The sequence below is a fragment of the Methylocystis sp. SC2 genome (genome assembly GCF_000304315.1).
Taxonomy (GTDB): Bacteria; Pseudomonadota; Alphaproteobacteria; order Rhizobiales; family Beijerinckiaceae; genus Methylocystis.
Window position 1 is genome coordinate 437,556 of sequence record NC_018485.1, and the last position, 14,102, is coordinate 451,657.

General features: G+C 64.1%; 15 protein-coding genes and 1 tRNA gene. 11 read left to right on the forward strand and 5 right to left on the reverse strand.

All coding sequences use genetic code 11. The annotated features are described in order from the left end of the window. Positions 1-946 precede the first annotated feature (946 nt). Positions 947-1,765: a hypothetical protein gene (locus BN69_RS02045; protein ID WP_014889878.1), complete on the forward strand. Its 819-nt coding sequence runs from the start codon at positions 947-949 to the stop codon at positions 1,763-1,765. Positions 1,766-1,822: 57 nt separating this feature from the next. Here the strand turns inward: BN69_RS02045 and BN69_RS02050 are convergent, their stop codons facing one another. After that, a complete protein-coding gene (locus BN69_RS02050) occupies positions 1,823-2,095 on the reverse strand; it encodes a YccJ family protein (protein ID WP_014889879.1) in 273 nt (90 codons plus the stop codon). Between the two features lie 170 nt (positions 2,096-2,265). Between BN69_RS02050 and BN69_RS02055 the strand changes: the two genes are divergently transcribed. The 4 genes from BN69_RS02055 (at position 2,266) to BN69_RS02075 (ending at position 4,847) form a co-directional block, all read left to right on the forward strand. Further along, on the forward strand, positions 2,266-2,673 hold the full coding sequence (locus tag BN69_RS02055) for a hypothetical protein (RefSeq protein WP_148277000.1): 408 nt from the start codon (positions 2,266-2,268) through the stop codon (positions 2,671-2,673). Positions 2,674-2,876: 203 nt separating this feature from the next. Further along, entirely contained in the window at positions 2,877-3,539 is a 663-nt protein-coding gene (locus BN69_RS02060; RefSeq protein ID WP_014889880.1) for an arylesterase, read from the forward strand. Between the two features lie 757 nt (positions 3,540-4,296). Further along, positions 4,297-4,569, forward strand: a complete 273-nt coding sequence (locus tag BN69_RS02070) for a hypothetical protein (RefSeq protein ID WP_014889882.1) — start codon at positions 4,297-4,299, stop codon at positions 4,567-4,569. A 188-nt stretch (positions 4,570-4,757) separates the two neighbouring features. Then, positions 4,758-4,847: transfer RNA gene (locus tag BN69_RS02075), tRNA-Ser, on the forward strand. A 114-nt stretch (positions 4,848-4,961) separates the two neighbouring features. On the opposite strand, the gene BN69_RS02080 is transcribed toward BN69_RS02075, so the two are convergent. Then, entirely contained in the window at positions 4,962-5,345 is a 384-nt protein-coding gene (locus BN69_RS02080) for a YidH family protein (protein WP_014889883.1), read from the reverse strand. 116 nt (positions 5,346-5,461) lie between these two features. Between BN69_RS02080 and hflK the strand changes: the two genes are divergently transcribed. From hflK to BN69_RS02095, 3 genes are all read left to right on the forward strand, one after another. After that, on the forward strand, positions 5,462-6,601 hold the full coding sequence (hflK, locus tag BN69_RS02085) for an FtsH protease activity modulator HflK (protein WP_244435015.1): 1,140 nt from the start codon (positions 5,462-5,464) through the stop codon (positions 6,599-6,601). Beyond that, positions 6,598-7,524: a protease modulator HflC gene (hflC, locus tag BN69_RS02090; protein ID WP_014889885.1), complete on the forward strand. Its 927-nt coding sequence runs from the start codon at positions 6,598-6,600 to the stop codon at positions 7,522-7,524. Before hflK ends, hflC begins: the two co-directional genes overlap by 4 nt. 63 nt (positions 7,525-7,587) lie before the next feature. Beyond that, positions 7,588-9,075, forward strand: a complete 1,488-nt coding sequence (locus BN69_RS02095) for a Do family serine endopeptidase (protein ID WP_014889886.1) — start codon at positions 7,588-7,590, stop codon at positions 9,073-9,075. A 63-nt stretch (positions 9,076-9,138) separates the two neighbouring features. On the opposite strand, the gene serB is transcribed toward BN69_RS02095, so the two are convergent. Then, positions 9,139-10,041, reverse strand: a complete 903-nt coding sequence (gene serB, locus BN69_RS02100; protein ID WP_041926761.1) for a phosphoserine phosphatase SerB — start codon at positions 10,039-10,041, stop codon at positions 9,139-9,141. Positions 10,042-10,068: 27 nt separating this feature from the next. Here serB and miaA point away from each other — a divergent pair, with 27 nt between their 5' ends. Continuing rightward, positions 10,069-11,010: a tRNA (adenosine(37)-N6)-dimethylallyltransferase MiaA gene (gene miaA / locus BN69_RS02105; RefSeq protein ID WP_014889888.1), complete on the forward strand. Its 942-nt coding sequence runs from the start codon at positions 10,069-10,071 to the stop codon at positions 11,008-11,010. On the opposite strand, the gene BN69_RS02110 is transcribed toward miaA, so the two are convergent. Further along, entirely contained in the window at positions 10,973-11,797 is an 825-nt protein-coding gene (locus BN69_RS02110) for an RMD1 family protein (RefSeq protein ID WP_041926762.1), read from the reverse strand. The genes miaA and BN69_RS02110 overlap by 38 nt on opposite strands. 121 nt (positions 11,798-11,918) lie before the next feature. On the opposite strand from BN69_RS02110, the gene fdxA reads away from it, so the two are divergent. Continuing rightward, a complete protein-coding gene (gene fdxA / locus BN69_RS02115; protein WP_041926763.1) occupies positions 11,919-12,257 on the forward strand; it encodes a ferredoxin FdxA in 339 nt (112 codons plus the stop codon). A gap of 289 nt (positions 12,258-12,546) precedes the next feature. Here fdxA and BN69_RS19010 read toward each other — a convergent pair whose 3' ends face one another. After that, positions 12,547-13,245, reverse strand: a complete 699-nt coding sequence (locus BN69_RS19010; RefSeq protein WP_041926764.1) for a hypothetical protein — start codon at positions 13,243-13,245, stop codon at positions 12,547-12,549. On the opposite strand from BN69_RS19010, the gene BN69_RS19015 reads away from it, so the two are divergent. Next, on the forward strand, positions 13,196-14,071 hold the full coding sequence (locus tag BN69_RS19015) for a CarD family transcriptional regulator (protein WP_244435016.1): 876 nt from the start codon (positions 13,196-13,198) through the stop codon (positions 14,069-14,071). The genes BN69_RS19010 and BN69_RS19015 overlap by 50 nt on opposite strands. Positions 14,072-14,102 lie beyond the last annotated feature (31 nt).

The window sequence follows — 14,102 nt, forward strand, 5'->3', positions numbered from 1 at the left end:
CCGCGTCTCGCCCTAGACATACGCCGCGATATTCGGTCCGATCAATGAGACCGAGCCGCAGCCCACTGCAACTGTTGTGATTGCCGCAATGTTTAGATCAACGGGTTCTTCCTAGCCTTCGACGCGGCAGTGCTCCACCTGTGGAAAATACCTAGTTGATAAGGGGTTAGACGAAACCGAAGTCGCGCTCCGCGCGCCAAGTCCTTAAACCGCTGGCGCCCTGCCCTCGCCGGATCCGCGCGCCGACGTGATGTCGACGAAGGTGTCGGCGAGGAGGCGATCGGCTATAAGGCTGGATCGAACCAAGAACGGCGACGCCGCACTGACCGACACGGAATTTCGAGAGGAACATCGTGAGGATCTCGTTGAAAAGCACTCGTCTCGCGGACGCAGCGCTACGCCGCCGAAATCGGCGCCGAAGCGTATGCGCCGGATTCAACAGAGGCGCACTCGCCATTGCGATGTTGGCCGTCGCGCTCTCCGCCGCCGATGCGAAGCAGAAGCATGCGGTTCCTCCGCCCATCCCGGCGGGCGCAGAGCCGGCGCCCCCTTTGGATAAATGCGGCCATCCGATCGTCACGGACAGCGTCGGAAAACCATATATCGACCCTGTCTGCCTCGCCCTCTCCGATCACCTGCAACCTCCGCTCTATATTCCCCAGCCTGAGTGCAATAGAGGCGTGGAGCCCTATGATTCGACTTGCTTCTTTGAGCGACTCTTTACGGTGATGACGGCCTCGCCGGGCCCGCCGCCGCTCGACAGGCCTCCTCCTGCTCCCTTTCCCTATAAATAATCCTTGAGCGATTCACGCCGGGCGACGCTCTCATCGGACGCCCGGACCGCCTCCGCATCAGGCGCGGCGGGACGCGTGAATCGACGCCATTTCGCCGCGATTCAGGCGCATGTACAAAATCTCCGCCCTATTCCGAAGGTGGGTTTATACGCATGCACGACCTCATCATTCCCCCGGAGCCGCCTCAGCCGAAAAGGAACGGCCCGCCGGCAAAACTGCCGGTGGAGATCGTCATCGACCGCCGCGGCGCTCGGCCGGTCCGCTATGGTCTGATCGCCGCGTTGATCGGTCTTGCCGGACTTGCGGCCACGCATTTCTATGCGCCCGACCGTTCAAAGGACGCGGAAACGAGCAAGGCCGAGGCGCAGGCGCCCCAGCAGGTCACGATCCCGGTGCTGGACGAAGCGTCGAAGCGTCGGATCGCCGCTCTTCAAGATGAAGTGCAGGAGCTGCGCACGAAATTGGACGCCGTAGAGAAACGCCAACAGGCCGACAGCCTTCGCGCACAGCCCGCCAGCCCCCCTCCGCCCGCCGTCGAAAACCAGGCTGCTGCGGTCGCCGCGAAAGCTGCGCCCGTGTCGCGTTCGCCCGAAAAGGGGCAGGCCAAAGTTGCGCGCACGGCCGGGAAGGAAAACGCCACAGTCGACATGACGCCCGTCCAGACGATCGCGCCGGCGCCGAAAGTCGTCAGCGGCTACAGGGTGCGCGACGTTTATCATGGCGCAGCTCTTATCGAATCGGACAGGGGCATGATCGGCGTCGAGCCCGGCGAAGTCGTGCCAGGCGTCGGTCGAGTGATGGCCATTCAGGAACGCGGCGGCCGTTGGGTGGTCGTCACGGAGAGCGGAGAAATTCTGGGGAGCCCGCGCGGACAGTTCCGCGCTCCGATTCCGCGTCAGCGCCAGTTCGCGCGAGAGTTCTACGGCTTTGAGCCCGGCCCCTTCGAACCGCCGATGTTTCCTCGCTACTGATGATCGGCGCACGCAGCTGCGAGGCGCGCGGTCGGTGAGAGGCGCGCGCGATCGCAATCAGTTGCGACGCGCCGGCAAGAGGCGAAGCGTTTCGAACGGTCCCCACGCGAATTTGCCGGTGTCGACGGCGAAATCGCCGTCGGCGACATATTCCACGACGAGTTCGGAAATCTTCCGCCACTCTTCTGGCGTAGGCGCTTCCCAAATCGCTTCCGGCGTTCGCTCGCCATTGCACAGCGCAAAGATCGCCTGAGCGATGGCGGGATGGGTGCGCCGCTTGACGCTCCATCCAACCGGCGGCGGGACGCAAGAGCATATTCGATTGTTCATCGTCGCCTCCTCGGGCTCGTTTCGCCCGGCGCGAGGCGCGCCGTATTGAATGTTAGCATGGAAGGCGGCAGGCTGGAGAGAACTTCGCCAATAATTTCGTTGGCGCGATCACAGCGGCGCCTTGTCCGATAACGGCGGGCGCGGCGATTCCGATGACGTGAAGGAAGACCATGAGCTCTGCACTCTATGCGGTCTTAGGCGCATCTGCCGCGAGGCTTCACATGCGAAAACGATCGGTGATCGCCGCGGCGATCGCGGCCGTGAGTTTGATCTCAGAGACCGCGACCGCAGGGGCGATGAGCGCCAATAATTTCGGGATTCCCACAAAAGACGTCGCGCTCAAATGCGCGCCGCTGAACTATTCCATACATTGCACGATCTCTTTGCGAGCCAATCCACAATTCAGTTCTTATTGCTTCTATGTCGCGGCGGGCCAATCCTATCCTATGAAGACCGACTACCGCTTTGGATTCTATAATAATATTATCAGCATCCATCTCAATGACAGTTCCCCGGTAACGGCTCAGCTAAGGGATCTGAGAACGGGCGCCCATGCGCGGTGTTTTGAGGCCGGGTGATCGTCGCAACGGCGCCGCCGTCCCTTCGCTCGCGAGGCGCCCTGCAGGGGCCGCGGCGCGTGGACGCGGGAAAATGAAGACGGCGTCTCTCCATCAACTCGGTCCTGCCGACTTATTTTAACCTGTCGCTCTACTTCCGACGCTACGCTGGCTCAAGCGTCACGTCGCCCTAGCTGAGATTGGGCGGCGTTTGGAGGTGAGGCATGTCGAAAACTCTGTTCACTTCATTATCGAAAGTCGCCGCGCTCGCGTTTCTCTTCGCCGCTCTCGCCGCGCCGGCCTTGGCGCAACCGGCCAACGTGCTGATTTTCGGCGATAGCCTCACGTCTGGCTTCAACCTTCCCGAGGCGCAAGGATTTCCGGCGCAGCTCAAACGCCGGCTGCTCGCCGATGGCTATAACGTTGTCGTGTGGAACGGCTCCAACCCCGGCGACACCAGCGCCGACGGCTATTCGCGCATCAACGAGGCGCTGCAATACAATCCAGATCTCGTCCTTGTCGAGTTCGGCGCCAACGACATGCTGGACCATACCGATCCGCGCGTCACCTACCGCTATCTCGACGCGATCATCCGCATCTGCAAGGCGCGCGGCGCGCGCGTGATCCTTGCCGGCATGCTCTCGCTGCCGAAGAACGGACCCAATTACATCGTTGGCTTCAACAACATCTATCCGACTCTCGCGCATAGACATCGCGTCCCGCTCTATACTTTCATGCTGGCCGGAGTCTATGGTCACCCGGCGCTCATGCAGAGCGACAACGAGCACCCCAACGCGCTTGGCACGGCAGTCATGGTGGCGGGCGTCGCGCCCCTGATCGAGGCCAATCTACGCCAGCTCCGTCTCGTCGCTCACGAGGCGCGCTAGCCTCCGACCGATCGCTCGCCGCAGACGCTTCGCCGTCATCGGACCGCCGTTCGACGCATCGACGCTTCGTCGGCGGCGGGTCGCGGCGACTCTGTCGCGGCAACACGAGAGACACATTGCAGAAAATCGCCCAAGCCGCGGCTCTGCTAAACACGGTGGGCACTCAGATCGTGCGTTCAGCGACAGGCGCCGCTTCCAAGCGGCGGACGTCTGCCGCCAACTTGAGGCGGGCTCTTCGCAGCCCGCCTTTTTCTCCTGACCGGCGGCTCGACCGCGTCGCCGGCCAAGGTTGGGGAAGGCCTGTGCTCAAATTGCAAGATTTTATGTTCAGCGAGGATGATGCGCAGGCGAGACATTACCGCGATGGTCGCTCGTATCATCTTTGGGAAGCGCGCCACCTCACGGAAGTCATCAGCGTTTACGTCGCGCGCACAGCGATACGCGACATGTCTGGTCCCGACCGCGGCGAGGGTCGAGAGCGCCTATTGAGATCGCGAAAAAAAATTCAGGAGGCGGCGAACAGAAAATGGCGGCCTGGAGACGACCGGGTCTTTCTTGAGGAGAGCGATTTTTTGTTCTCGCCTGACATTTAAAAATTGAATTGAGGACGAGGCCCGCTGCGCGCCCGCTGATCATTCATGATCGGGGCATAATCCTCGCGGCGCCACAAACTTCGTCGCTGAGCGGTCGCCGATCGCCCTTTCCTGTCCGGCGCTCTGCTATTATCCCGAGAGCGCGCCAATGATGCGCCCGGACGATGGAGGGGACGATGCGGATATTTCGGCTGGCGGTTCTTCTGCCCCTTGCGCCCGTGTTTGTTTCCCCGGCGTCGGCGCAGGCCACGGCCGCGGACATTGTCGCGGCGCATATTCGAAGCCAGGGATATCCCTGCGATGCGCCGCAAGCGGCAAAGCGCGACTCTCGTGCTTCCAGACCGGACGAGCAGGTCTGGGTGCTGACCTGCGCGAACGCCCGCTACCGCGTGCGTTTGGTCCCCGATATGGCCGCGGCAGTCGAGCAAATTCATTAAGGCGACGCAGATTGCCCGTCGCGCGGCGGCCGCGCTTTGGCGAAGACCCCGCGCTCGGGATCGTGTGACGCCGGGGCGCTCGGATTTTCGCCTCACGGCTCGGCGCGCGCCGCCACCGGCGTTCTCTTGCCATCGCGCCGGGGCTTTGGCATATGTCTTTCGCGCTTCGCCCCATTATGCGGGCGCATGGAGACGTGGCCGAGAGGCTGAAGGCGACGGTTTGCTAAATCGTTATAGGGGAAACCCTATCGTGGGTTCGAATCCCACCGTCTCCGCCAGTCGATATTGTCCCGCCGCGCCTGCGCATCGACGGCTCCAGCGGGCGTCGATTGCTCCCGCGTCGCGCCGCGGACGAATGAGCGCATCCCTCCGCCGCTACGTCGAAGCGAGTCTCACAGGATCGCGAGATAGGCGCTGAACGCGGCGATGGTGAGCAGCAGCAGGGCGAGGAAAAACAGGCTGACGCGCGTCGCGCGCGCCGTATAGGGCTCCTCGCGCGCGAGCAACCGAGCGGTATGAATAAAACGGATGGTCGAAATCACGATCAGCATGACGCCAGCGCCGATGAGCGCCTCGCCTCCGTAACGGCCCGCCGGATGTTCCAAACGATGGATGTGCAGTCGCTCGGCGTCGACGGTCACCGCGCCGGCGATGGTCGACAGGAAGAGATTGAATCGCTCAATAACGAAGCCGAGAGCGATGACCGCAATGCCTGTCCGAACCCAAGCGAGGAAGGTCCGCTCATTGGCCGCGATATTGGTGTAATCGCGAATCATGCCTCTCTCCTCCGCGCGAGCGCCGCGCCCCGCGTCATTGCCGCAGCGCCGGCGAATGCCTATAACATTGCCAAGCGCGGCGGGAGCGCCGCTCATTCCTCTTAATGCGAGACGACATGCCCTGGAGCGATCAAGGCGGGCCGCGTAATCAAAATAACAATCCGTGGGGTCAGCCCGGAGGTCCCTGGGGTCAGGGCTCCGGCGGGCAGCCGCCGGACCTCGAGGAGATGCTGCGCCGAAGCCAGGAGGGGCTGAAACAGATTCTGCCGAGCGGATTCGGCGGACGCGGGCTTGCGATACTCGTGCTGGTCGCCGTGCTCGCCTGGCTGCTTTCCGGGCTTTACACCGTCGGCCCCAATGAGATCGGCCTCAACCTGATCTTCGGCAAATATATGGGAAAGACCCAGGCCGGCCTGAACTACAATCTTCCAGGTCCGATCGGATCCGTCGTCAAGCTTGCGGTTACCGATCGTAACATCACCGACGTCGGGTTCCGCGAAGAGCCGAACGTCGTCTCCGATGGGCGTCGCCGGGGGTCGGTCTCCGCGCCTCGAGGGCCGGAAGCGCCTGAAGAAAGCCTGATGCTGACCGGCGACGAGAACATCGCCGACGTCAAGTTTCGCGTCATCTGGCAAATTGATCCGGCGAAGCCGGAAGACTACGCCTTCAACGTCGCCAATCAGGCGGGAACCGTGAAGGCCGTGGCCGAAAGCGCCATGCGCGAGATCGTCGGCCAAACGCAGATTCAAAAGATTCTGACCGCCGATCGCAAGTTGATCGAGCCCGCCAGTCAGGCCTTGATGCAGAAGGTGCTCGACGACTATCACGCCGGCGTGCTGGTGCTGCAGGTGCTCCTGCTGTCGGTCGATCCGCCGCAGCAGGTGATCGCGGCCTTTCGCGACGTGACCGCCGCCCAGCAGGATCTGCAGCGTCTCGGCAACGAGGCCGAAGCATACGCCAACCGCGTTGTTCCGGAAGCGCGCGGCGGCGCCGCCCGCATTCTGCAGGAGGCTGAAGCCTACCGCGAACAGATCGTCGCCGAGGCGCGCGGCCAAGCGTCGCGTTTCGAGCAGATTTACGCTCAATATAAAAACGCGCCCGCGATCACCCGCCAGCGTCTCTATCTTGAAACCATGGAGCGCGTGCTGGGCGGCTCGGAGAAAGTCATTCTCGACGATCCATCGAAAGCCGGCGGCGGCGTGACGCCGTTCGTGCCCCTGCCCGCCTTTACGCCCTTCCAGGGAGGCCGCAAATGAAGTCCGGCCTTCTCTTCGCGCTCGCCGTGGCGCTCCTTATCGGCGTCATCGCCGTCGGCGGAGCCCTCTTCACCGTTTCGCAAACCGAACAGGCGGTGGTGCTGCGCTTTGGCGAACCTGTGGCGGGGCGCGGCCTCATCACCGAGCCTGGCCTCCACTTCAAGTTTCCGCTTGTCGAAAATGTCGTCACCTTCGACAACCGCATTCTCGACGTTGAGAGCCCGAATCTGGAAGTGCTCGCCGCGGACAATCAGCGACTCGAGGTCGACAGCTTCATCCGCTATCGCATCGTCGACGCGCTGCGGTTCTATCAGACCGTCAACAGCGTCATGGGCGCGAACAATCAGCTTGGTTCGGTGTTGAACTCGGCCGTCCGACGCGTGCTGAGCGAAGCCAACCAGCAGCAGATCGTGCGCGACGAGCGCGCCGGGCTGATGGTGAAGATCAAGGAGCAGGCGGACCGCGAGGCGCGAAAATTCGGCGTGCAGGTCGTCGACGCGCGCATTCGCCGCGTCGATCTCCCGCAGCAGATCTCCGAAAAGGTTTTCGGGCGCATGCAGACCGAGCGCCAGCGCGAGGCCGCCGAATATCGCGCCCAGGGTTCCGAGCAGGCGCAAAAAATCACCGCCAGGGCCGATCGCGACGTTATTGTGCTGAAAGCCGAAGCCCAACAGAAGGCCGACCAGATGAAGGGCGAAGGCGACGCCGAGCGCAACCGCATCTTCGCCGAAGCTTTCGGCCGGGATCCGGATTTCTTCGCTTTCTATCGGTCGATGCAAGCCTATGAGAGCGCGTTCAAGCCGGGAGAGACGCGATTCTTGATCAGTCCGCGTTCGGAGTTCTTCCGTTTTTTCTCAGCTCCGGAGGCGAGCGCCGCGCCGAGCGCGGACCAATCCGAACCGGAGCGAAACCCAAAAAAATGATCCGCAAGCGCGCGCGTTGAGCCGCGCCCGGGCATATTTGTCCCTCGACAGGAGACATAACGCATGACGTCCGCACTTCGTCGCGCCGCGAGAGCGATCCTCGCGACCGCGCCCGCACTCTACCTCGTCATCGCTCCGGCGCAGGCGAAAGGTCCCGATTCGCTTTCAGAACTCTCCGGCCAGGTCTCGGACGCCGTGGTCAACATTTCCGCAACCACGGTGGATGCGAAACGCAGCTCCCGTAACGACGGCCCCAACCTGCCGCCTGGAGTCGGGCCGGGCGCGCCCTTTGACGATCTCTTCGAGGAGTTCTTCCGGCGGCGCGGCCAGGGAATGCCGGAGCTGCCGCGTCAGCGCAGATCGAGTTCGCTCGGCTCCGGCTTCGTGATCGATCCCTCCGGCATCGTGATCACCAACAACCATGTCATCGCCGACGCCAATGAGGTGACGGTGATCCTCAACGACGGCCAGAAGCTCAAGGCGGAAGTCCTGGGCAAGGACCAGAAAGTCGACGTCGCGGTTCTGAAGGTGAAGCCGGAAAAACCGCTGAAAGCGGTCAAGTTCGGCGACAGCGACAAGGCGAAGGTGGGCGACTGGGTGCTCGCCGTCGGCAACCCGTTCGGACTCGGCGGCTCGGTGACGGCCGGCATCGTTTCGGCGCGCAACCGCAATATCGATAGCGGTCCATACGACAACTACATTCAGACCGACGCTTCCATCAACAAGGGGAACTCCGGCGGACCGCTGTTCAACATGGACGGCGAAGTCATCGGCATCAACACCGCGATCCTGTCGCCATCGGGCGGCTCGGTCGGCATCGGTTTCGCGACGCCGGCGAACACCGTGGAGCCCGTCATCGAGCAGTTGAAGGCGTTCGGCGAGACCCGCCGCGGCTGGCTCGGGGTCCGTATCCAGAATATCGACGACGCCATCGCTGAAACGCTCAACCTCGGCGCGACGCGCGGCGCGCTTGTCGCCGGCGTCGACGACAAGGGCCCGTCCAAACCGGCGGGGCTGAAGGTCGGCGACGTGATCGTGAAATTCGACGGCAAGCCGATCAAGGAGTCGCGCGACCTGCCCAAGCTCGTCGCCGCGACTCCGGTCGGCAAGGATGTCGAACTCGTCGTCGTTCGCGGCGGCAAGGAGCAGACCAAAATCGTCAAGCTCGGCCGGCTTGAGGATGGGGAGAAGGTCGCGTCAAAGGACGGCGACGACAAGGAGAAGTCCGAAGGCGGCGGCGACGGGTCGTCGCAGAGCGTGCTGGGACTGGAACTGTCGCGTCTGTCGGATGCGTTGAGGACGCGCTATCAGATCAAGGACACCGTCAAGGGCGGCGTCGTCATCATCGCCGTCGATCCGCGGTCGGAGGCGGCCGAGAAACGCCTGCAGGCGGGCGAGGTGCTGCTTGAGGTCAATCAGGAAGCGGTGAGCGATCCGGCGGACGTGCTCAAGAAAATCAAAAGCCTGAAAGGCGCGGGCAAGAAGACGGCGCTGCTGATCGTCGCGAACGGCCAGGGCGACGCGCATTTCGTGGCGTTGCCGGTGGAGTGATGAATGCCTCTTCCGCCTGCGGCGGGAGAGGCGTTCGACCGGAAGGGAGAAGGCGGGAGGCTGTCACTCGACAAACTCCTCGCGCCTATAGCCCTGCGCGTAGAGCGCCGCGGTGAGATCGGCATGGTCGACGCGCGCATCCGCCGCCTGCGCCACTTTCGGCTTGGCGTGAAAGGCGACGCCGAGGCCCGCCTCGCGCAGCATGCCGAGATCATTGGCGCCGTCGCCGATCGCCAGCGTCATATGCTGCGACAGCCCTCGCGCCTCGCGCAATTCGACAAGCGCCGCGCGCTTGGCTTCGCTTCCCAGGATCGGCGCGACGACCGCGCCCGTCAGCGCGCCTTCGGCGATTGCGAGACGATTGGCGCGCGTCTCGTCAAAGCCGATGCGCTCGGCGACGGGCTCTGTGAATTGCGTGAAGCCGCCCGATACGAGCGCCGTATGGGCGCCATGCGCCCGCATGGTGCGCACAAGCTGTCGCGCGCCGGGCGTCAGAGTGATGCGCGTCAGCAGCGTCTCGATCTGCGCGAGGGTCACGCCCGCGAGCAGCGCGACCCGCTCCCGCAAGGCGCCCTCGAACGCCACCTCGCCGCGCATGGCGCGCTCGGTGATCGCCGCGACATGCTCGCGCAAGCCGACGAGGTCGGCGAGCTCGTCGACGCACTCCTGCCCGATCATGGTCGAATCCATGTCGGCGACCAGCAGTTTCTTGCGCCGGCCCGTCGTCGGCTGAACGATGACGTCGATCGGATCGTCCGCGACCGCCACCTGCAGCCGCGCGCGCAGGTCGGCGAGGTCATGCCCCGCCCCCGACAGGAACGCGTCAACGGCAAGATCTGGCGCGAGCCAGTCACGCCCCGCGTCGATCAATCCAGCGTCGTAGAGCGCGCCCGACACCGCGCGTTCGTTGAGCGCCGCGCCCCGTCCGGCGACGAAGGTCGCGACGTAGCCGATGGGCTTTGACATCTCCACCGTTTCAGCGGCAATAGCGCCATGCGCGCACGCGCCATTCTCATTGCAGGTCCAACGGCTTCGGGCAAGTCCGCGCTCGCGCTCGCGCTCGCGCGCCGTCGGCGCGGCGCGATCGTCAACGCCGATTCAATGCAAGTCTATCGCGACCTGCGGATCGTCACCGCGCGCCCGACGATCGAGGAGGAAGCCGCCGCGCCGCATCTTCTCTTCGGCCATGTCGATGCGGCGATCAACTATTCCGTCGGACGCTGGCTCGACGATCTCGCCCGCGTTCTGCGCGATCTCGATGCGCGCGAACTGACGCCGATTCTCGTCGGCGGCACGGGGATGTATTTCCGGGCCGCGCTTTACGGGCTTTCGGACATTCCGGCCGTCCCCGGCGACGTGCGCGAAGCCATGCGCGCATGGGCGCAGGACAAGACCCCGCAGCAGCTCCATGCCGAACTCGCCGCGCGCGACCCGGCGACGGCCGCGGCGCTGCGCAAGACCGATCCGCAGCGGCTGCTGCGGGCGTTGGAAGTCCTGGAGGCGACCGGCAAGCCGCTCGTCTCATTCCAAGGTCCGCGCAGCCCGCCGCTCCTGAACGCGTCGGAATGCGCCGCCTTTTTCCTCGCGCCCGAACGGGAGACGCTTTACGCGCGCATCGACGCGCGCTTCGAGAGGATGACGCAAACGGGCGCGCTCGACGAGATCGCGGCGCTCAAGGCGCGCGGCCTCGATCCCGCATTGCCCGCGATGCGCGCGCATGGCGTCCCGCATCTCATCGCTTATCTCGACGGGCGGCGGACGCTTGCGGAAGCGATTTCGCGCAGTCAGCTCGATACGCGCCGTTACGCCAAACGGCAGTTCACCTTCGCGCGCCACCAGCTCCCGAGCTTCGAATGGATTGCGGGCGAAGCGCCGCTGGGCGACGTCGAAGACGCGCTCAGCTCATGCGCGCGACCCACATCTGGAACAGGGTGAGGACGATCTCCATCGCGATCAATATGATGATCGTCCACTCGAGCCGAACGGAACGCGCCGCGTCGATGAGATCGGTCAGCGCGCGCGCGGTCTCGCCGATCACGTCGATCTTGGCGTTGAGCGTGCGCGCCCGCGGCGTAAGTTCGTACTCATCCTCGAGACGCGCATAGAGCCTTTCAAGGTCAGGCCGATCCCAGAGCACATCCGGCTTGTCGTCGACGGCGACGCGGCCCGAGACGCGGTGCCGCACGAGCAGAGTCTGGCCCATGAGCTCCAACATGGATTTACGCTTCCATGGCGGGCTGCCCCTCGCCGCAAGCTCGGCCGCGAAGGGCTCGATCGTATCGAAAACGGCGTTGACGCGGCGCTCGTCGCGCGCGAGGGCGACGCTTTTCGCCAGAACATCGGCGATCACCAGCAACCGTGCTTCGGAAAGGTCCTTTACGGCGAGGCGTCCGTCCGGCAGCGCCTTCTCCTCGCCGTCCGGCGTCGCTTCGATGACCAGCGTCTCGTCGTCGCCCCGCGACGCGCCCGCAACGCGAAGGCCGATCTTTTTGACGATCTCATCCTCCTCCAGCGGCGAAAGGCCGAAGAGAACGGCGACGCCGAAGCGGTAGAGCACGGCGAATCCGCTCTGCCCGGCGTGGAAGGCGAGCGGCGCCGTCGAAACGAGATCCGCCCGTTCGAGCCCGTCGGTGTCGATCCGCTCCCCAAGCAGCAGGGCGCGCGCCGTCAGCGCCTGCCGGCTGATCGCGGTCGTCGCGGGCGAATTTATCGTTTCGACCATTTGCTGACCTTGTGGGTTGCACGCGCAATTATATCTCTGACGCGCGCCCTCGTTCTGCTCGCCTTGCGTGACGCTGGCAAAAAAGCTAGCAAGCGGCAAGGTCGCGGGAGAGATCACCCTTATGACTTATGTCGTCACGGAAAACTGCATCAAGTGCAAGTATATGGACTGTGTTGAAGTGTGTCCGGTGGACTGTTTCTACGAAGGCGAGAATATGCTGGTGATCCATCCGGACGAGTGCATCGACTGCGGCGTCTGCGAACCCGAGTGCCCGGCGAACGCCATCAAGCCCGATACGGAAGAGAATCTCGAACAGTGGCTGCAACTTAACGCCGAGATGGCGCAGAACTGGCCCAACATCACCATCAAGCGGGAGCCGCCCTCCGACGCCAAGGAATGGGACGGCAAGCCGGACAAATTCGAGCAATTCTTTTCGCCGGAGGCTGGCGAGGGAGACTGAACAGCGTTCAACGCCGATTTGGCGCCTAACTTGCACATGATGAGTTTCCACATCCTTAATTTATCTAAAACGTCAGAACCCATAGTAAGTTAGCGTCGTTCGCGGCCTCGGCGCGGGCGCCGCTCGCGCGCATATGCCTTTGATTTTCACGCTTGGGCGTGTTATAAATCACACACTAAATGCACGCCTTGTCGAAGGGCGATCCGGCGCCAGTCACCGTCTCGCAACCAATTCGAAAGCCTCTCTTTCTCAAGGGCCGGCCCGTTGGCCGGCTATTGAGTATGCGGCGCTAGCAAGGTTCCCACGAGCCGCCTTCGCGGCGCCGCCGCGGCTTTTTCGCCGACGGCGTGCGCGATTCGTCAGGCGGCGATGGTCCCGTCTCCACAGCGGGACAGCATAGGAGTAGCCCGCGTATGCCCTCCAACAAAACCGAGAAAAAGTCGCCTGCGACTGCCTCCACCGCAGCAGCGCGCGCCAAGGGCTCGGCCGCTCGCTCCAAGACGCTCGCCAAGCGAGCCGCCAAGAGCGGCGCCACCAAGAGCGGCGCCACGAAAACCGCCGCAGCGAAGAGTTCAACATCGGCGTCGAAGAAGCCGGCCAGCCGCTCCGCCGCGGCGGGAAAGTCCGCGCGGGCCGCCGCCGCTTCGAACCGCAAGACAAGCGCAAAAACCTCCGCAAAAGCCGCGAGAACGATGACATCAAAAACAACGACGACGAAACCGAAATCGACTGCAAAAGACAAGACCGCCAAGACCTCGGCGCAGGCCACGGCGACGCGGCGGACGGCGGCGGCGAGTTCTCGCAGCGTCGCCCGCGCCTCGGCCGCCAACTCCGCCGCCAAGACGGCGGCGAAGCCGACCGCCAAGACCGCGGCCGCAGGCAAGAGCGTGACGAAGCGCGCCGTGGCTGCGAAGGCGGCCAAGACGGCGGCGGAAAAGGTGAGCGCCAGCGCGGTGACGCCTGCGGCGAAGCCTGTCGTCGCCAGCAAGACCGCCGCGGCGACTCCCGCGCGCGCGGCGACGCCGCCCGCCGCGGCCAAGCAGCCGGCGATCAAGTCAGTCGAGCAGCAGAAGCCGGCGGCGTCAGCTGCGCCGGCCAAGCCGCGTTCGCTCGTGGAGGCGGAGCCGAAATCCATTGACGGCGCGGCCGCGCCCCAGCCGGGAACGTCTCAGGAGGCCTCGGCGGCGACGGCCGGCGTCGGCGCGCGGGCGGCCATTTCAGCCAAGCCGAAACCGGCGACGCCGTCGGCCAAGCCCGCCTTCAAGCTCCACGAATACATCGTCTACCCCGCGCATGGCGTCGGGCAGATCATCGGCGTCGAGACGCAAGAAGTCGCGGGCTTCAGCCTTGAGCTGTTTGTCGTGAACTTCATCAAGGACAAGATGACGCTCAAGGTGCCCACCAGCAAAGTCGTCAGCGTCGGCATGCGCAAGCTCGCCGATACGGGCGTCGTTGACAGGGCGCTGCAAACGCTGAGCGGCCGCGCGCGCGTCAAGCGCACCATGTGGTCGCGCCGCGCTCAAGAATATGAGGCGAAGATCAACTCGGGCGATCTCATCACCATCGCCGAGGTGGTTCGCGACCTCTACCGGTCGGACACTCAGCCCGAGCAGTCCTATTCTGAGCGCCAGCTTTACGAGGCAGCCTTGGATCGCATGGCGCGTGAAGTCGCCGCCGTCCGCAAGCTCATCGATTCGGAATCGCTGAAGCTGATCGAATCCTTTCTGCTGAAGGGTCCCCGCCGCGGGCCGAAGGCCGAGGGGGACGCGGGCGACGACGGCGGGGATGAGGCTGACGTGGACCGAGCAGCCTAATCAAAGCAAAAAACCCCGGAAGTCGCTTCCG

Excerpts from the sequence above, each read along its gene's own strand:
- BN69_RS02070 (WP_014889882.1), top strand. The coding sequence starts at position 4,297 with ATGGAGGGGACGATGCGGATATTTCGGCTGGCGGTTCTTCTGCCCCTT.
- serB (WP_041926761.1), bottom strand. The coding sequence starts at position 10,041 with ATGTCAAAGCCCATCGGCTACGTCGCGACCTTCGTCGCCGGACGGGGC.
- BN69_RS02060 (WP_014889880.1), top strand. The coding sequence starts at position 2,877 with ATGTCGAAAACTCTGTTCACTTCATTATCGAAAGTCGCCGCGCTCGCG.
- BN69_RS02095 (WP_014889886.1), top strand. The coding sequence starts at position 7,588 with ATGACGTCCGCACTTCGTCGCGCCGCGAGAGCGATCCTCGCGACCGCG.
- BN69_RS02045 (WP_014889878.1), top strand. The coding sequence starts at position 947 with ATGCACGACCTCATCATTCCCCCGGAGCCGCCTCAGCCGAAAAGGAAC.
- fdxA (WP_041926763.1), top strand. The coding sequence starts at position 11,919 with ATGACTTATGTCGTCACGGAAAACTGCATCAAGTGCAAGTATATGGAC.
- hflK (WP_244435015.1), top strand. The coding sequence starts at position 5,462 with ATGCCCTGGAGCGATCAAGGCGGGCCGCGTAATCAAAATAACAATCCG.
- BN69_RS02080 (WP_014889883.1), bottom strand. The coding sequence starts at position 5,345 with ATGATTCGCGATTACACCAATATCGCGGCCAATGAGCGGACCTTCCTC.
- miaA (WP_014889888.1), top strand. The coding sequence starts at position 10,069 with ATGCGCGCACGCGCCATTCTCATTGCAGGTCCAACGGCTTCGGGCAAG.
- BN69_RS02055 (WP_148277000.1), top strand. The coding sequence starts at position 2,266 with ATGAGCTCTGCACTCTATGCGGTCTTAGGCGCATCTGCCGCGAGGCTT.
- BN69_RS02110 (WP_041926762.1), bottom strand. The coding sequence starts at position 11,797 with ATGGTCGAAACGATAAATTCGCCCGCGACGACCGCGATCAGCCGGCAG.
- BN69_RS02050 (WP_014889879.1), bottom strand. The coding sequence starts at position 2,095 with ATGAACAATCGAATATGCTCTTGCGTCCCGCCGCCGGTTGGATGGAGC.
- hflC (WP_014889885.1), top strand. The coding sequence starts at position 6,598 with ATGAAGTCCGGCCTTCTCTTCGCGCTCGCCGTGGCGCTCCTTATCGGC.